14 protein-coding genes are annotated in these 18,057 nt (G+C 36.1%); 4 read left to right on the top strand and 10 right to left on the bottom strand.

Going from position 1 to position 18,057, the window contains the following annotated elements:
- Positions 1-17: 17 nt before the first annotated feature.
- Both ACJJVW_RS14660 and ACJJVW_RS14655 read right to left on the bottom strand, forming a co-directional pair.
- Complete coding sequence (locus ACJJVW_RS14660) at positions 18-467, bottom strand: KTSC domain-containing protein (RefSeq protein ID WP_108878813.1); 450 nt, start codon at positions 465-467, stop codon at positions 18-20.
- A 155-nt stretch (positions 468-622) separates the two neighbouring features.
- Positions 623-814 carry a cold-shock protein gene (locus ACJJVW_RS14655; protein WP_108878812.1) on the bottom strand — a complete coding sequence of 64 codons (192 nt, stop codon included), beginning with the start codon at positions 812-814 and terminating at the stop codon, positions 623-625.
- Between the two features lie 430 nt (positions 815-1,244).
- Between ACJJVW_RS14655 and ACJJVW_RS14650 the strand changes: the two genes are divergently transcribed.
- On the top strand, positions 1,245-1,571 hold the full coding sequence (locus tag ACJJVW_RS14650; RefSeq protein ID WP_013752104.1) for a hypothetical protein: 327 nt from the start codon (positions 1,245-1,247) through the stop codon (positions 1,569-1,571).
- Positions 1,572-1,785: 214 nt separating this feature from the next.
- Positions 1,786-2,097 carry a YtxH domain-containing protein gene (locus ACJJVW_RS14645; protein ID WP_204161779.1) on the top strand — a complete coding sequence of 104 codons (312 nt, stop codon included), beginning with the start codon at positions 1,786-1,788 and terminating at the stop codon, positions 2,095-2,097.
- Positions 2,098-2,161: 64 nt separating this feature from the next.
- Here ACJJVW_RS14645 and ACJJVW_RS14640 read toward each other — a convergent pair whose 3' ends face one another.
- On the bottom strand, positions 2,162-3,094 hold the full coding sequence (locus ACJJVW_RS14640; protein WP_405224756.1) for an EamA family transporter: 933 nt from the start codon (positions 3,092-3,094) through the stop codon (positions 2,162-2,164).
- Between the two features lie 161 nt (positions 3,095-3,255).
- Between ACJJVW_RS14640 and ACJJVW_RS14635 the strand changes: the two genes are divergently transcribed.
- A complete protein-coding gene (locus ACJJVW_RS14635; RefSeq protein ID WP_298325018.1) occupies positions 3,256-3,828 on the top strand; it encodes a Crp/Fnr family transcriptional regulator in 573 nt (190 codons plus the stop codon).
- Positions 3,829-3,878: 50 nt separating this feature from the next.
- On the top strand, positions 3,879-4,634 hold the full coding sequence (locus ACJJVW_RS14630) for an acyl-CoA desaturase (protein WP_405224762.1): 756 nt from the start codon (positions 3,879-3,881) through the stop codon (positions 4,632-4,634).
- Here the strand turns inward: ACJJVW_RS14630 and ACJJVW_RS14625 are convergent.
- The 7 genes from ACJJVW_RS14625 to ACJJVW_RS14595 all read right to left on the bottom strand — a co-directional run bounded on the left by ACJJVW_RS14625 (position 4,631) and on the right by ACJJVW_RS14595 (position 18,035).
- Positions 4,631-5,131 (bottom strand): peptide-methionine (S)-S-oxide reductase, encoded by a 501-nt coding sequence (locus ACJJVW_RS14625; protein ID WP_405252824.1) that lies wholly within the window; start codon positions 5,129-5,131, stop codon positions 4,631-4,633. The genes ACJJVW_RS14630 and ACJJVW_RS14625 overlap by 4 nt on opposite strands.
- Positions 5,132-6,619 carry a malate dehydrogenase (quinone) gene (gene mqo / locus ACJJVW_RS14620; RefSeq protein WP_405252822.1) on the bottom strand — a complete coding sequence of 496 codons (1,488 nt, stop codon included), beginning with the start codon at positions 6,617-6,619 and terminating at the stop codon, positions 5,132-5,134.
- Positions 6,620-7,226: 607 nt separating this feature from the next.
- Positions 7,227-8,480, bottom strand: coding sequence for an NAD(P)/FAD-dependent oxidoreductase (locus tag ACJJVW_RS14615; RefSeq protein ID WP_405252820.1), 1,254 nt, complete (start codon positions 8,478-8,480; stop codon positions 7,227-7,229).
- Positions 8,481-8,615: 135 nt separating this feature from the next.
- The gene (locus ACJJVW_RS14610) at positions 8,616-10,886 is read right to left on the bottom strand and encodes a BamA/TamA family outer membrane protein (RefSeq protein ID WP_405252818.1); all 2,271 of its coding nucleotides are present in this window, start codon (positions 10,884-10,886) and stop codon (positions 8,616-8,618) included.
- 3 nt (positions 10,887-10,889) lie between these two features.
- Positions 10,890-15,929, bottom strand: a complete 5,040-nt coding sequence (locus ACJJVW_RS14605; RefSeq protein ID WP_405252816.1) for a translocation/assembly module TamB domain-containing protein — start codon at positions 15,927-15,929, stop codon at positions 10,890-10,892.
- A gap of 292 nt (positions 15,930-16,221) precedes the next feature.
- Positions 16,222-16,845: a fasciclin domain-containing protein gene (locus tag ACJJVW_RS14600; protein ID WP_405252814.1), complete on the bottom strand. Its 624-nt coding sequence runs from the start codon at positions 16,843-16,845 to the stop codon at positions 16,222-16,224.
- A gap of 143 nt (positions 16,846-16,988) precedes the next feature.
- On the bottom strand, positions 16,989-18,035 hold the full coding sequence (locus ACJJVW_RS14595) for an NAD(P)-dependent alcohol dehydrogenase (protein WP_405252812.1): 1,047 nt from the start codon (positions 18,033-18,035) through the stop codon (positions 16,989-16,991).
- Between the last annotated feature and the right edge of the window lie 22 nt (positions 18,036-18,057).

The following is an 18,057-nucleotide window of genomic DNA, read 5'->3' as shown; positions in this document are numbered from 1 at the left end:
AAAAGGATGTAGTAATCTTATGCTTCTTGTAAGTGTCTTTTGGACTTACGGTAGTTATGCTTAGGGTAAATATTGCGCTTTGCAAAACGATTAAGGTTTCCAGCATTTACCATTTTTATATAAATAGGCTTCGTAACTCCAAAATACTCATAAGTAGTCCCATCTGTAAATGTGATTTCTAGTAGTAATCCTTTGTGCTGGTAATCTGCGATAGCGGCATTTGTTATCGTCTCTGTGTAAGCTTCTAAATTTGCAGCTTTGGTCTCTGGTGCCATGCTTACTAGAAAGTGGTAACCATCAATAATGCGACGGCTTTGTATCTCTGCTTCCTCTTGTTTTGCATCACCATCTTGAAATTTATCTGGGTGCCATTCTTTTACAAGGTTGCGGTAGCTCTTTTTGAGCATTTTAAGATCAATTTCTTTTTCAACTCCAAAGAGTTTCTTGTATTCATTTATTCTCTTCATAATCAGGGCTTTTATCAGAGCGCGAAAGTACTTCTTTTTAATGTAATTTAATAAATTATAAAAAGTTAATAGCAAGGACACTATAAATTAAGAGTAAACAAAAAAAAGCCCGTCAGTTATGACGGGCTTTTCTCTTAATTGAAAGTATATATAACTTAGATAACTTTTACGTTAACTGCATTTAATCCTTTGTTACCTTCTTTAAGGTCAAACTCCACTTCGTCACCTTCTCTAATCTCATCGATTAATCCAGAAATGTGTACAAAATGGTCTTTTTCAACTCCTTCTTCTGTTATGAATCCAAAACCTTTAGTGTCGTTGAAAAATTTTACTGTTCCTTTACTCATTGTATTATAATTTAATTTATTAATACTTAGTGATAAACAAAGATGGTGCCACAATCTACAATCATCAATCATCAATTTATATCCTATAACTCAAAATGCATCAAAGGTCATTTACTGTACTACAATAGGACACAATTCTTTTAAGATATTTTTTTGAAATAAAAATATGGTCTTTAAGAAACACGATAGCAATAAAGTAATTTACAACTCGTAATGAACGCTTATCTAAACATCTAAAAATAAGATAATTACCACTAATCAAAACTCATTACAACAAACTTAAATTGCATAGATTTTTAAAGGATTTTAAATAGTTCTGGACAACAGACCATTATTACATTTATCGTTAAACTATTTATAAAACGTTCAGCCTTAGATTTTTGTTAACACTTTAGATTTTAAATTTACGAAACCAAAAACATCAAAAGCTATGCAACACTCAAACAACACCATCTTAAAAAGTCTCAATGATTTAATTGAATATTCAACAGATTTTAGATTTCAACGTAGTGCTAGCTTTCAACAGCTTCACATTGCATTGATCAAACATTTTTTTAACGCATCATCTGTTGTTTTAGATATTGATACAAATAGCGTTTGCTTAGGAATAGATGTCTTAAATAAAGGTGCCGAAGTAACTATAGAGTTTGATAATCTAGAAAAATTCTTAAAGTCATGTATTCGCAATAAGCCAAGTAACGTGGCATTTTATAAAAATATACTACACTACTACGCAAGTAATGCTGCGGTAGCTTAATAGTAATTAAAAGCGGTTCTTATTGAGTCGCTTTTTTTATGCTTTCGCGAAAGCGTAAAATCAAAAAATAACATACAACTATCACTTGTTAATTCTTAAAAAACAGGTGTTTATTGCCAAAAATGTATTAATTAAAACACAATCTAATCATAGTTTTATTGCTAGCTCGGATTAGTCATTATCTTTATACAACAACAATCAAACCCACTTAATTATGAATAATAACACAAAAGGTATACTAGGACTAATCGCTGTAGCAGCAGGAGCTTTAGGATTATATAAATACAAGAAAATGTCTCCTGAAGAGAAAGCAGCTTTAAAAGACAAAGCAAGAAAAGCTGGAGACACTCTAAAAGAAAGCTACAACGAAGTTGAAGATCAAGTGTCTGAAAAACTTACAAGCTTAAAAAACGCTTTAGAGCGCGAGACTGCAAAAGCTAAGAACTCTGTAAATAGAAATATAGATCACGCAGAAGATGTAATTGACATCACTGCAGAGAATATTGAAAAGACAGTAAAGTCATAAAACAATTTAAAGTAAAAAAAAGTCCCATCTAACGATGGAACTTTTTTTGTTTTCAAGAGTTTGATTATACCCTACCCCTTCTAAAACGCATCTTCTTTGTTTGCGTCTTATCATTTTTACGTACGCTATTTATAAAATATACACCGCTTAGCAAGACACATGCTGCAATAATAGACTGAGTAGTTACATTTTCATCTAGAAAATACCAACCTAAGAATAAAGCAACAACAGGGTTTATATATGCAGAGGTTGCAACTTTTTCTGTTGAGACATTTTTAAGTAAGTAATTGAACGAAGTAAATGCCGCTATTCCTCCAAAAACAATAAGGCATACCATAGATATCTGTGCGCGCGAACTCCAATCTACAGGAGAGCTCCATGTTTCTCCTATAATAAAACTCCATGTCCACAATAAAATACCAGCACTTACCATTTGATAACCAGTAGTAATAAAAAAGTTTTTAGGTAAATCTGCTTGCGCGACAAACAAGCTCCCTATACTCCAACTCAAAATACAGGTAAATATCATTATAATTCCTAAGGTTGCTCCTTCTTGCATCGCTATCTCCCTTTGAGAAACCAGTAAGTACATCCCTATTAGACCTAAAACTACACCAATAATTGATTTGAGCTTTAATCCCTTTTTCTGAACGATACGCATTAACAAAAGAATAGATAACGGCTGCAACGCAGCAAGTAGCGCAGCAAATCCGCTATCCACATACTTAAGTGACCATACAAAAACTCCGTTACCATACACGAGAAAGAAAAAACCAGCAAGTACAGAGTTACGCAGTTGTTTTCTTGTTATTTTAAGTGATTTACCGCTTAGTCCCGCTATTAGAAATATAATAAGACCCGCAGTGGTAAAACGTAAACCGGCCAGCATAAATGCAGGAACTTCGCTTACTACAATTTTATTCCACAGATAAGTTGATCCCCAAAAAACATAAATAGAGAAAAAAGCGAGAATAGCTAGATAGGTTTCCTTCTTCATTATAAGGCCTTAAATAGTTTAAAATTTATAAGTTACGAACTTAGCTATTTTATGCACGCGGAGTGTATCTTTATTTTTAAATAAAACAACAATAGAATTTGTAATTTATTCAAGTAAACTGCGCTCTTGAGTAGTATCTTTACTCTTATTTATAAACCATCTTGGACGAAATACGCACCTATATAAACCAGTTTGCTCCCGTATCTGATATAGATTGGGAACTTTTTACGTCAAAGCTTGTAGAACGCACGTTTAAAAAGAAAGAAACCATTCTTAAAGCTGGTGTAACAGAAAACTACATTTCCTTTATTAAGGAAGGTTCTGTACGTTTATTTATACCAAAGGAATCATCAGATAAAGAAATCACCTTTGGTTTCTGCTTTGAAAACCAGTTTGTGAGTGCCTACGATTCATTTTTAGTTCAAAAACCATCTGATCACTCTGTACAAGCCCTCGAAGACACTGTGATTTTGAGCGTTTCATATAAAGATTTACAAGAAATTTACGAGAAAACTGCTATAGGCAATCTTATAGGCCGACTTACTGCCGAAAATCTTTTTATTACAAAATCAAAAAGACTACAATCACTCCTAGATCAAACTGCCGAAGAGCGTTATTTAAGCATCTTTAAAGAACGCCCTCAGTTACTTAAGGAAATTCCGCTTAAATATATAAGCTCTTACATAGGCGTGACACCACAGGCTTTAAGCCGCATACGCAAGCGTATTACTTGATACAGGTTCATTGTCTGGCATCATTTGTGAAAGTACCTTTGTAAAAAAAAATGCTTATAATATTCTTTATAGTAATCCTCTGGTATAGCGGGTTATTTTTTCAGTCATTCTTTCTCCATAGATATGCTGCTCACCAGACATTTACAATGTCTAAAACCACAGAAAAAATCACTTTTATATTAACCTGGCTTTTTCAAGGACCAAGTTACTTAAGTGCTTATGGTTATGGGATTATGCACCGTATGCATCATGCCTATACAGATACAGAAAAAGATCCCCACTCCCCTTCTTATGATGCAAACCTATTTGCAATGATGTGGAAGACTAAGACTATTTATCAAGATATAAATAATGATCGTATTGAGGTAGATCCTAAGTTTAAGAAAAACGTACCACAGTGGAAGAGTTTTGACAACTTCGCTAGCTCGCGCTTATCACGCTTACTTTGGGTAGGTTTATATATCGCTTTCTTTGCCGTATTTGCAACAGCTTGGTGGCAATGGTTATTATTACCTGTTGCCTTTGCAATGGCTCCTATACATGGAGTGATTATCAACTGGTTTGGTCACATTCTAGGGTACACAAACTTTAAGACTAAGGACACTTCTAAAAATTTATTTCGCTTTGACTTCTTAATGATGGGAGAAGCATATCACAATAACCACCACAAATTTGCGGCTAGACCTAACTTTGGAGGTGTACATTGGTATGAGATTGATGTTACTTATGTAATTATGAAAGTATTGCACCGCACAGGAGTGATAAAGATGAAACCTATCACGATAGACGTGCACTCGCACCATTAAAAATCGACCATTCTGTGAGCAAACGTATTCTTAAGTCCCCCCAGCTTAGGCGATATGTAACGCTCACAGAAGGGTTTATTTGGGTTTTTCTTATAGTAATTTGTAATCTCTTCTCTTGAAGGATTAAAGTCTTTAAAAGGCATTACGGCAGTAATTATTTTCTCTTTGCTGCTTTTTTGTAATGTTTTCAATACCGCTTTCGCGAAAGCATTATCCTCCTCATTATAAACATACACCGCAGATCGATATGTATCTCGCATGCTGTGCATTTTTGTACTCTTATGCGTGAGAAGGTGAATTTCAATTAATACCTCCAGAGGTATAACGCTCCTATCATAATGCACAATTACAGCCTCAGAAAAGGAAGCGTGTATTCCCTCTGAAGCAATATATCCTTGCGCTACAGTCAGAACACCACGCAATGATTGGAACACCGCCTCTGTACACCAGTGACAGCCACCTCCAAATCCTATTGTATGTATTTCCTTATCTTGCAATTAGTCTAGATTCAATAAAGCAGACGTTCGTTTTAACTCTTGATTAAAATGCTCCTTCGTTATCTCCTGCTTGTAGCTAGGTAAAAGCTCGCTTAATCGTTGTTTACCCTCAGCTGTTTCCATAATCTCTGGGAAGGCTTTCTCTAGTACATCAAGCATAATTCTAGGCGCTGTAGATGCTCCTGGCGATGCACCAAGTAAACAAGTAATTTTTCCATCAGAACCGCTTACGATTTGAGTCCCAAATTCAAGCTTCCCTCCTGCAAATTCATCTCGTTTTATAGTCTGTACGCGCTGTCCAGCTACTTCTATGCGCCAATCTTCATTTTTTGCATCTTTTATAAAGGTGCGTAAGTCCTTCATACGATCATCAAAAGTCATTGTAATCTGACCTATCAAGTATTTAGTCAAATCTAGATTGTGCCAGAAGGCACCTAGCATAGAAGGTATATTTTTAAAAGTAACACTATCAAGCAGGTCAAAATTAGATCCTTCCTTCAAAAATTTAGGACTAAAACCAGCAAAGGGACCAAACATTAATTGTCGCTCTCCATCTACATATCTAGTATCTAGATGCGGCATGCTCATAGGTGGCGCGCCCTCGCCTGCCTTACTGTACACTTTTGCATAATGTTGATCTATGATTTCCTTGTTTTTACAAACAAGCCATTCTCCACTTACGGGAAATCCTCCAAAACCATCTTTCTCTTCTATTTCAACAGTTTCTAGTAGTAGCAAAGCACCACCACCTGCACCTATAAATATATGATCTGCCTCTATAGATTGCTTAGTTCCTGTTTTTAAATCTTTTGTAATTGCCGTCCAATTCCCATTTTCAAGCGGATCGAGATCCTTTACTTCTTTATGGAAATGGACAGGTGTATCAAATTCTGTTTCAAGAATCTCATATAATCGCTTTGTAAGAACGCCAAAGTTAACTTCTGTACCTCGATCTATGCGCGATCCTGCCATTACCTCATCCTCTGTGCGCTCTCTCATGATAAGCGGAAACCACTCCTTCATTTTTGACACATTGCGAGTAAACTCGATAGTATCAAACATAAAGTGATCTTTAAATGCCTCATAACGCTTCTCTAGATAATCTGCGTTCTTTTCACCAGTCACCCAACTATGATGTGGTATAGGCTTTAAAAATGCCTGAGGATCCTCTATTAGACCTTCTTCTACGAGATGCGCCCAGAATTGTTTTGTGATTTCAAACTGTTCGCATATTTTAATTGCCTTATCAATAGATACAGAACCATCACTTTCTTCCGGGCAATAATTGAGTTCGCAAAGAGCAGAATGACCCGTTCCTGCATTATTCCAAGCAGCCGAACTTTCTTGAGCTACATCTCCAAGTCGTTCTAGAATTAAGATGCTCAACTCTGGTTTTAGCATCTTAGCCAGTAACGCCAGATTTGCACTCATAATTCCTCCGCCTACACAAATGAGGTCGTAATGTTGTTTTGGGATAGCTCCAGTCATAGTAAATTTTTACACTCTAAAGATATTAATAAGCTCGTTGAGTTTGAGTAAAACATCAAAAAAGAATGAGTCGGTAAAGATTGTAAATGATAACAATTACGCTTTCGCGAAAGCTTAAAATGGCAACACAACAATCTCACACATATCATGAATTTACACTTTTAGTCTTGTCTAAAAATTAAGCTGATTCAGCAATCAAAATCCTCAAAATGACTACTCTTTTCACTATGCACTTATCATCACAAATTAACTTAAAATCTCTGATACCAATCTTAAATAGCTATTCTTTATGATTAAACAATAACTTTACAAATACTATGTAACTAATTGATTTTAATACTTTTTATATTATTTTAAACTCTATATAGACAACATCTATAGTTAGTAATTACTGATGATTCATTTACCATAGATTTATTAAACAAAAGTCTTAAACAAGCATTATTTATTGAGTCTGAGGATTCAAAAATTAAGTCCACTTTGCTCTCTATTCTGCTTTAGAATATTCCGAAACTTACTAGTTCTACATCCAGAATGTATTGCACAAAAAAGAGGCGATGATTATAAAATCATCGCCTCTTTCAGGTATTAATTTAGGTTCCTAAAATTACTTTAGTAGACCTTCTATTTTTTCGATTACCCCTTCTGCTGCTCTCTCCCCAGAAACCATTGCTGCATTTAATGAACCATTTAATAAATGATCTCCAGCAAGAAAAATGTTATTGGTAAGCTGCGTTTCTGATGGCGCGCAATTGTTACGGAGATTGCTAAGCTCAGGTAATGCTTTTCTTATTTCATAAGATTTGAGAAAAGTAGCTCCTTTTATACCGCAATAAGTACTAAGCTCTGACGATACCATAGCGATAAGCGCTTCTATGCTCAAATCGCTATCATCTACTACGGTAACAGATAATAGACTTTTGGGACCAGTTGTAGCTGTTTCTAAGGTGTCGTGATAGAATATGTTATTAATTCTTGTATTCTCATCTGCCACAAGACCAATGAGTGGTTTACGGTCTTTGGGAGCATCTGTTTCAAAGTATAAGTTTGCACATGATTTCCAAGGAGTCTCTTGACCTCTCAGGTTGGGAACTATATGACTTGCTTCTGTTGCAATGATGATGTAGTCACTCTCTAGCACCTCGCCATTTTCCAATGTGATTGTTTGCCCGGACACTTCCTTAACGGCGGTGTCTAGTCTAATCCGAGTAGTCGCTAGCTGCTCTTGTAATTGATTTGGTATAGCTCCTATTCCAGCTTTTGGCAATGTTGCCATACCAGTACCAAACATCTTATAAACGAACTCAAACATCCTACTAGATGTTTCTAGTGAAGATTCTAAAAATATCCCACTAAAGAACGGCTTAAAGAAATCTGTTATCATCGCTTTGCTAAAGCCTTTATCTTGCAAATACTTTAAAGTGGTTGTTTCTTCCTCTTCAAAAATATCCTCTAGTGATTTCTTCTTAAGACTTTTATTAAGCTTTAAAATTTTAACCTTATCCCCTAGTGTGCCTATAGATGAGCTCATAGTCGGGATAAGCATTTTGAGACTACGTGTAGGATCTCCTATAGATTGCGAGTTTCTATTTTTATAAATAGTAGCTCCAGGTAAAAAGGATTGTAATTCAAGTTTTTTGTAATCAAGATACTCTTTGGCTTTCGGGTAGCTTTCTAGTAGCACTTGAAAACCATGATCTAGCTGGTATCCTTTTACAATATCAGTTTTTACACGTCCTCCTATGCGATCTGTAGCTTCAATAATTATGGGTGCGTAGCCTTTTTTCTCTAAGTTAATAGCTGCAACAAGGCCGCTTATTCCAGCGCCTATGATGTAAATCTTCTGGTCAGTTTGATTCATAACTCAAAAATAAGGTAAGTATGTATTGTTTGGTCTGTTGGTTTGATAATTCTTGTACTATAAAAATCCCCTAGCTGTGACGTGATTGCTTACTAATAAGAGTTTGTTTCACATTTTCGCGAAAGCGAGATTGTTTTAGAATGGATATCCAATAGCAAAGTTAAAAATAGGTTCGTCAAATTTGAAATCCCATCGCTCGCCCTCTGGTAATGATGGATCATGAAAAGGAGCTGCGAGATCAAAACGGATCACAAAGCCCTGAACATCTACTCTAAGACCAAAGCCACCGCCTATTCCAAGTTCATTAATAAAATCTGAGGTGAACTTATCTTTACCTTCAAGATCTTCATTTTCTGTACTGTTCCAAATATTTCCAGCATCTACAAAAAAGGCTCCTTTGAGATAACTGAAAATTGGAAAACGGTACTCTGCATTTGCTTCTAGCCTTATATTTCCTATTTGATCAAAGAAGTTTCCGCTAGATTGATTTCCAGAAGATGTTCCAGGCCCCAATGAGCGTATTCTAAAGGCGCGCACACTATATGGCCCACCAGAATAGTATTGCTTTACAAATGGTAATATCTCTGAGTTGCCGTACGCATAACCATATCCTGCAAAGAGTCTCGTTGCGATTTTCTGCTCATTTGCCATATTAAAATGATACCTAAAATCTACATCTAGCTTGGCAAACTGCGCATATTCCAGTCCTATAAATGTCTTATTTTGAGTGTCTGCATCATCTTTACCTAGCAAACTAACGGCGTTACCTGCAAGCTCAAAATTAGAATTGAAAAAGATTTGATGTGTTTTTTGCGCATCTACCATCCCATTATAGGTGAAACTGTAATTGAGCCCAGCAATAAACTGCTGATCAAAACTCTGTCTCAATAAGGGATTTTCAGTGAGTATATCTTCAAATTCTGTCGTGGTATTAGAGAGTCTCGTATAACTCACAGAAATAGGATTTATACGGTGTGTGACATATCTATTTGCATCCCACACATAGCCAAATCCCACATTACCAGATAATAAGGTGTATAATTTAGAACGACTCAAATAATCCACGCCGAGTGCTGCAACCGTTTTTGGGATATTATACTCAAAAAAATCTGTTGAAATATCAATAGGAAATATCACTCTTGGGAATACGAGTTCGCTAGCCAGACCTAACTCTATACTACTTAATGACTCACCTCCTCCTAGTTGTACTTCGTATCCTGCAGATCCTGTGATATTAAGAATCTCTCCACCGTTAAAAAGATTTCTATTGCTATAAGTTAATGCTAGTCCTGGTCCAGCAAAGTTGTTGGATTTAGTCACTGCTTGCACTTCTGCTCGTATGGCTCTTTTATTTAATGGCGACAAATAAATATTTGCCTCAAGAATACCCAAGCTATCTATGCGCAAGCTATCAATCTCGTCATACTGGATATTTACAAATTTATAGGCTCCTATAGTAGACAGGCGTCGCGCAGTGTTACGGGAGACATCTGGATGGTACAATTGACCTTCTTCAAGTTGTACAAATGGCGCAAGGTATTTAGGTTTAAAATAAAGCTCTTCTTGAATAAAATTTAAACTATCAAAGCGAACCACATCAGATTGCAATGTGTCTTTTAGCGCATAATTAGGATACACATTTACCTTGCTTATTTTGTAAGGAACAATGACTTTATTAGGCACATCCTTCTTAATTTTCAAGAACATATCAAAACGCTTATTGCTGTATTGATTGGTATCTATCTCAAATATTAAAAACGAAGGATTGAAGTTGTAATATCCTTTTCTTTTAAGGAGATAATCAATGCGATCGCGCTCAAGTTTAAGATTAGACAAGTCATATCTCATGCCTTTTTCAAGCGGTGAGGAAGCCACCGTGCTTATCATCTCTCTATAAATAGGCGGTGATAATGTATCAAGTTGATACGTCTCCATGCGGTATGGCGTAGGAACTTTCAAATCATAGGTGATGGAGGCTCTTTTTTTTGTCTCGCTTTCGCGAAAGCGTGAACTCACCGTACTATAGAAAAATCCGCGGTTTTCTAGTCTGTTACGTAGTAATGATTCTACTTCAAATTCCTCTACATCAGATTGATAAACAGGCTCCTCTCCTATCTTTTTATTAAGCCATTTATTGATTACTCCTGGTTTTTCACGCTGTGCTTTGTAGTAAACACTTAAATAAGGATAACCTCCTAAGATTTTAGAATTAGGTGTAGGTCGCAGCACACCTTCAAGCTCTGTTTGTAGCGAACTTTGATTTGTGATGGTGCTATCTGGCGTTATGATAATTTCAGCGCCAGTATATAAACGTTCTCCCTCTGGAATGTACTTTTCAACACTACAAGATGCGCAAAAAGCAATCAAAACTAGAGCTGAAAAATATGTAGATAATCGGTATTGCACGTGCTAGTTGTTTTTATTGTTTTCAATAGTTTCCTCAGGTGGAGTCGCTTCTTTCTTAGCTTTTTCCTCTTCTACAAGCTGCTGCTGTTTCTTTCTTAAAATAGCATCCCACAGCTGACTAAATTTATTGAACTCTTGCTGAAATATAAGTGAAATACCACTTACAATCGTTTGTCCATCTATTACATTCTCAAACTCACTACGACGAAAACCTTTAAGACGGTATTGACCATCCTCTGTAAGCTCATATTCAAGACTCACATTCCCAATAAGCGGGTTACTCTCGCCAGAAGCACTCTCTCCTGCTACATCGACACTACTACCTACGCGTACTGTAAGCTTATCACCAAAAAACTTGCGTTGTGCTGCAATATCTAGCTGTGTACGCTCTTGTGGTGTGGTTCCTTGATAATCTGTAAAACTATCTAATCCGAAATCAAGTTGAAATCCTGTTTTTCCCAACAACTTATCTGAAAAAATATTAAGCTGATCCGATAGAGCGTCATTCAAGTTATCTCTTGCAATACTTGCAAAACCACCACGACTACCATCAGAATTGGAATCTGGATAAAATCTATTTAATACCAGCAATGAGAACACCTGACGGTTGAGCTCTCCTTCTTGCTGGTTTACTTGCTGCACACGGCTATAAACTTGACCACCTATGGCGCCTTGCTCGTCTTCTGGCAAATCAAGTGCAAAATTGATTTTTGGACTCAGTAGTTCGCCATCTATATTTAAATATACTAAGAATGGTAGCTGCTGTCTGTATTTACTACTTTGAGCAGGATCTGCTCCTGCATTTGCACTTGCCATTAAAGGTGATGCAGAAGCCTCAACTTCATATACAGCACGTACATCAAGTTTTGCATCAAATGGATCACCAGACCAGCTTACTCTACTACCAGGATCTAATTTAAATGTGCGGTTCACTAGATTGTAAAGATTCATTTCATACTGACCACTAGTTACGTCGTAGACACCCGTAAGGGTCATTCTACCATTAGGTTGTAATGTAAAATTAAAATCTCCTTCTCCTTGTACTTTAAGATTATCACCTGTTTCTTTATCTATAAGAACAGTTACTTGCGCTTCTTTGTTTACCTTAAAAAGTCCTTTAAAATCAAAACCTGTAATTGTTCCGGTCTCCTCTTCTGTTCTTGTAAGTATGGCATCTGGATTTTCACGATTTACAAAAACAACAATTCCGTCACTAGATTCTATATTTGCTGCCGCCGTAGGCATCACATAAGTGACATCTGTAGCACCTCCTACTGTCGCGTCTACTGTAACAATTGGAATTTGTAAATCCCCCTTGATACTTGCTTTTGCATCAAAAATAGCCGTACCATAAATGAAGTCATTATCTTCTGGCTTAGCATTTAAAGCTTGGAAATCTTTTGCGTTGATTGTTAAATCAAAAGATGGGTTAATAAAACTCTCCGTACCAATGAGCCCAGAGACTACAAGTGTGTTTTGTTTTTCATCTAATACTGTAAAATTAGACATTGAGATTCCATCGTTATCTAAGGAGATTGTTTCGTTCTTTAAAGAAAAAGGAGCATTAAGCTTTGACACTATAAATCCAGCATTCTTAAACCTCAAAAATCCTTGATATTCTAAGCTTGCAAGTGCCCCATTTAATTTAAAATTACCCTCAAGACTTCCTGAGCCATCTTTGAGCTCTCCAAGTGAGAAGCCATCTATAGCTTCCATTTTAATCTCGTTAATATCGAGATCCATGTTAATTAATGCGCCATCTACATCTGCTACATAATCACCAGTCAAATCAAGGTCTACACTTCCACCTTGCACGCCTAAGTTAAAGTCATAGCGATCTCCATTAAGTGATCTACCTGTAAGCTCTGCTGTACCTAGATTCTCTCCCAATAAACCAAGCTCTTGCACATATAAGTCTGCCAAGAAACCTAAATCTCCAAAAGGCTCTTCTAATACCAGATCGCCATTAAGATTTCCAGTAGCTAGTTGCTCATTTGGATTGAGATAAGCTAAGAATTCGCTAATCTTAAAATTCCTAAAGTCTATTGCAATATGGTCTTTCTCAATGGTAGGAAGCTTATCTGTAATCTCTACCGATTGGGTATTTCGCTTAAAGCGAAAATCGTTAAAGGATAATTTTTTATCTGTGATGAGGACTTCGTTAGTAACTGGGATTCCCCATTGTTTTTTATTAAAAATCAAACTATCTCTCAATACTTGAAAACGGAGATTATCTCTACTTCCAGTAATTTCAGATTGAACTTGTATAAGCTTCTCTCCTCCGGCATAGGCAAGAAAATCTAATGCTAGCTCATTATTGGTCTGATTACCGCTTATCTCTGTACGCTGAATTGCAAGTGGACCAGCTGTTACTCCTTTAAAGCCCAGATTAAAATTGAAATCATCCTTATCTGTATTCATTACAAAAGCAAGACTATCGATCTCGTTACCTCCATAATTAATATGTGGTGCTTTAATAGAAGCTTTTAATACACGCTTTGCTTGTGCAAAGTCTAGATCAATGGATACCGTGTCAAGATCTTTCATGTTTACTAAAAACACTTCATTAAGCAAAGGCGACTGTCTAATTTTTCCTTTAAGAATAAGATTTACAGGATTCACCAGTGTATCTGCAACAGCCACATCTCTAAAGAAATAGCTATAAATGTGATCTTGAAGTGCTGTTGTTATGCGTGCTGGATCTGCATTTGATTTTAAATCAAGATTCATGATTTTATTATCAAAAGTAACTGAGGTACTATCTGGGCGAACTCTCGCAGTACCATCTAGGTTCCCAATGAGGTATGAGCGGTCATCATAAACAACAATACCATCATCCATCGTAGCAGTTACGTCATAACTCGTTGCATTGCCCTTAAAATTTCCTTTTAGTTTAAAACCTGTGCGCACATCTCTTTGCATGAGACCAAGCGCTTGAAGATCTGCTCCTATAATGTCTAGATCTATAGAGGCTTCAGGAGCTATAGAATCTAACACTACTAATCCATCTAACGTCATATTAAGATTTTCATCTTTATAAGTAGATTTAAATGCCCCTTTACCATTTGTGACTTGACCTTTAAGGTTAAGGCCCTTAATAGCATACTTATTATATTGGAAAGTATTTACAGTAGCATCTATACTAGCATCGAGTGTATTTACGGTACTTCCTGATCCACTAGTTTTAACAGATAAGGTGAGTGCTCCTAATTGGTCATTACCCAATAATTCTCCCATCGCATATTCCTGCACAGCAAGATCTGCCTCAAATGCAATTGTGTTACTATTTTTAAATCTACCAGCTATGGTTGCTGCACCTTGGCTTGTAGTTATTGTTGCGTTCGCTATAATATCCTCAATACTACCTTTTGCATTCCCTACTAGTTTCAACTTCTCAGGTAAATTAATTGAAAGCGAGTCTGTACTTACAAACTTTGAAATATCCCTCTTGCTTGTTTGTGCTTGTATTTTTGGTAAGTTCATGTAGAGCTTATCTACATCATTAAGATTACTAAGAGAACCACTTGCCGAAATCGCTGATTCTTTACCCCAATTCATACGAAATGATGGAACATCAAGTGAAGCCAACGATCCTGATGCATTTACAGATCCAGTTATTAATTGCTTGCTTAATGCGCTTGCATATTGATTGCTTGCTAAGTCTTTCTGAAATCGATAAGCATCCTTAACATTAAATTTAACGCTTGGTATTGAGACATTAAGAGTTACCTTTTCAGGTTGCGATGTTAGTGATTCAAATGAAGGGTAATTCATTGATATACTACCATCTAAAGCACTATTATTTAACTGAAGCTTTAAATCATTGATAGCTAGATTTTGCTCAGAAACAATAAAATCTGTTGCCAAAGATTTAAGATGGATACCACTAAATTCATAACCCGAAAGATGAGCAATTGTGCTACCCGCTTTAAAATCTTTTAAAAATGTATTTGATGCATCAAAGGCGATATCTTCAAGAATAACAGCATTGGGATTGAATACACCTTTAGAAGGAGTTGCTCCATCTACTGTATAGGCAATATCTGTATTTTTTATTAGCGCTTCGTTTATTTGAATAGTGTAAGCCGGAAAAATGGAACTCGCTACCGTTTCATTATTTGTTCCAGATGCAACAGTAGTCATATCAATACCCAACTTGCTATCTGCAATATTGATTGTATTTACATCTATGGTAAACGTATTAAAATCTGCCTTTGGGATTTCGGCATATAGTTGTTTAAAATCGAAGTCAAAATCGATTCCTGCCTCTGTACCAGTATAATTACCGCTAACGTTGTTAAGCGTTAACTCGTCAAACGCTAAAAATGGTAACGGAATTTCTTCTGCATTTGGATCTGCAGGTATTGGAACTTGATAAATATTAAAGCGTCCATTTGTTATCAAGCCGCTAGTAGCAGTAAACTTCATTGCTTCCAGGTCTACAATATCCATCTCTACTTCAAGAACATCAAATACGTAGCTACTCGTAATTCCTGTCACACCATCATTGTAAGTGATGTCAAAATCCTTTAGGGAAAGATCTCCTAAAATTATATCAAGAGGCTTTGTCGTAGTGGTATCTACCACTGCAGTTGATGGGCTAGCAAATGCTTCTGTAATAAAGTCAAAGTTAAATCCAGAGATACTATCTTTTCTTATGATATTTGCACGGACGCCTTCCCACTGTGCATCTTCAATTCCTATTCCAGAACCCTGTATTATGGGAAGAAACGGGATATTTGCCTCTAATGATCTGCTGTAAACCAGTGTATCACCCTTCTTATCTTCTATATAAAGTCCTTCTACCGCAATATCACCATCAAAGGTGATAAACACCCTTTCTAGTTCAACTTTGGTATTTGTCCTCTCAGATAAATAGGTAACTGCTTTAGAAACTATAATATTCTGTCCCCACTCACTTCGTATGAATAAAATAATTAAGAATAATATGAAAAGTATGATCAGTAAGATTCGACCAATAATGCGAAGCCATCGATACTTTCTCTTAGGCTTTTTTGGGATAGACTGTTGTTCTTCTGACAATGAAAATAGAGGATTTGATAAGCTTTAACAAATTAACGCCGATAATCGCTTTTAACATAATTTGACGACGTAATCTTCTGTTAAATAGTATCAACCTACTATTAAAATTTTAACATTGTTGTGTGTTACGCTTTCGCGAAAGCGTGATAGAAACCATAACCAAGCAAGAGTTTTTTAGAAGTTTTTGAGCTGCGGAATGTAAATTTTGTAGGCAACATAAATAGTAACCACTACCTAAATACAGAACGAAATGATCTATGAGATGGAGATAAGTAAAGGAGAAATTGGTAGGCTAGTCAGCCATTAAAACGCTATCTATAATATATAAAGAGCCATTTGAGGCACTCATATCTGAAGTGAGTATTCTAGCAGTATGACCACTTTCATCATTAAGGATGATGTTTGTTTTATTTAATGTCGCATGGATGCTAGCTCCATTCTGGGTAGTCAACTCTAATGAGCCTCCACTTTTTTTAATTTCTGATTCAAGTTTTTCTGTAGTCCACTTATTTTGAACTACGTGATACTTAAGTGCGCTTTTTGCCTCAACCTTATTATAATCACTAGATTTCTTATTTAAAACTCTTAAATTTTTATTGTCAAATGCCTCATTATTTGGGGCAAACACAGTAAAAGACCCTTGATTTACTAAACATTCATCTATTTCTAGTTCCTTAATTTGAGATTCAAATTCTGAAAGCTCCTCGGTATTGTTAATTTTAGAAACTAAGCCATGAACCTTATTATCTTCAATGATGATCTGTTCTTTAAGAGCTTTTTCTGATAGTTTCTTTTGGAGAATCTCGCGTTGTGCTTCCTCGCGTATTTCTTGACCTCGTTGTTTATGATCACAAGATGATAGCGTAACGAATGCAGCAATGCAACCTCCTAACAGTATCGTTTTGTTGAAAAACATAATAATTCTTTTTTTTACAAATATCAACAGGACACAAAAGAATGACCGCTAAGTAATCGTTAAAAATGGACTAAAAGACGTTAAAAACATAAAAAGCGAGCCATTATAGCTCGCTTTTTACAACTTTTTAATAAATAAGACACCTATTGTAGGGTATCCATATCAATTACAAAACGATATTTTACATCGTTATTTTGTACACGCTCATAAGCTTCATTAATATTTTTCATATCAATCATTTCTATATCGCTTACAATGTTGTGCTTACCACAGAAATCGAGCATCTCCTGTGTCTCTTTTATACCTCCTATAAGAGAACCTGCAACACTTTTACGTCCCATAATAAGATTACCACCATGAACATCTGGTAACGGCTCTATCGCTCCTACCATACACATAGTTCCATCTACGCCTAACAATGCTAAATATGGATTGATGTCGTGACTTACAGGTACTGTATTTAATATAAAATCAAAAGTTCCATGTTGCTCTGTCATAGCATCTTCATCCTTAGAGATTAGAACGCTATCTGCGCCTAGGCGTTTTGCATCATCGGCTTTTCCTTTTGAAGTTGTAATCATTACTGTCTCTGCTCCCATAGCATGAGAAAACTTAATTCCCATATGACCAAGACCACCTAGACCTACAATTCCTACTTTCATTCCTTCCTTGATACCCCAGTGGTGCAACGGTGAGAATGTAGTAATACCTGCACATAATAAAGGTGCAACGGCTTTAATATCTAAATTACTTGGTATGTTAAGTACAAAATTTTGATCTACAGTTACTTCTTGAGAATACCCTCCAAAGGTGTGCCCATCTGTATGCTTGTCTTTACTGTTGTAAGTCCATGTCGCTCCTTCTTTACAGAATTGCTCAAGGTCACTTTTACATGATGAACATTCTTGACAAGAATCTACTAGACACCCTACTCCTACTACGTCTCCTTTTTTAAATCCTGTGACATCAGATCCTACTTCTATTACTTCTCCTACAATTTCATGTCCCGGAACTACTGGGTACATTGCTGGTCCCCAATCACTTCTTACCGTATGTATATCACTGTGACAAACTCCACAGTATGTAATTTTAATTTTTACATCTGTAGCAAGTGTATCACGACGTTTTATTGTCATTTCTTTTAAGTCGGCGTCTTTATCTTGAGCGCCATATGCTTTTACTTCTGTCATATTTGGTTATTTAGTTTATTAT

It is taken from the genome of Dokdonia sp. Asnod3-C12 (assembly GCF_045063975.1).
Taxonomy (GTDB): domain Bacteria; phylum Bacteroidota; class Bacteroidia; order Flavobacteriales; family Flavobacteriaceae; genus Dokdonia.
Note: the sequence above shows the minus strand (reverse complement) of the source record. Positions and strands in the feature narration are given on the sequence as shown.

What these genes read in the sequence shown, in the direction of transcription:
- ACJJVW_RS14660 (WP_108878813.1), bottom strand. Translation starts at nt 467, where the DNA reads ATGAAGAGAATAAATGAATACAAGAAACTCTTTGGAGTTGAAAAAGAA.
- ACJJVW_RS14655 (WP_108878812.1), bottom strand. Translation starts at nt 814, where the DNA reads ATGAGTAAAGGAACAGTAAAATTTTTCAACGACACTAAAGGTTTTGGA.
- ACJJVW_RS14650 (WP_013752104.1), top strand. Translation starts at nt 1,245, where the DNA reads ATGCAACACTCAAACAACACCATCTTAAAAAGTCTCAATGATTTAATT.
- ACJJVW_RS14645 (WP_204161779.1), top strand. Translation starts at nt 1,786, where the DNA reads ATGAATAATAACACAAAAGGTATACTAGGACTAATCGCTGTAGCAGCA.
- ACJJVW_RS14640 (WP_405224756.1), bottom strand. Translation starts at nt 3,094, where the DNA reads ATGAAGAAGGAAACCTATCTAGCTATTCTCGCTTTTTTCTCTATTTAT.
- ACJJVW_RS14630 (WP_405224762.1), top strand. Translation starts at nt 3,879, where the DNA reads ATGCTTATAATATTCTTTATAGTAATCCTCTGGTATAGCGGGTTATTT.
- mqo (WP_405252822.1), bottom strand. Translation starts at nt 6,619, where the DNA reads ATGACTGGAGCTATCCCAAAACAACATTACGACCTCATTTGTGTAGGC.
- ACJJVW_RS14615 (WP_405252820.1), bottom strand. Translation starts at nt 8,480, where the DNA reads ATGAATCAAACTGACCAGAAGATTTACATCATAGGCGCTGGAATAAGC.
- ACJJVW_RS14600 (WP_405252814.1), bottom strand. Translation starts at nt 16,845, where the DNA reads ATGTTTTTCAACAAAACGATACTGTTAGGAGGTTGCATTGCTGCATTC.
- ACJJVW_RS14595 (WP_405252812.1), bottom strand. Translation starts at nt 18,035, where the DNA reads ATGACAGAAGTAAAAGCATATGGCGCTCAAGATAAAGACGCCGACTTA.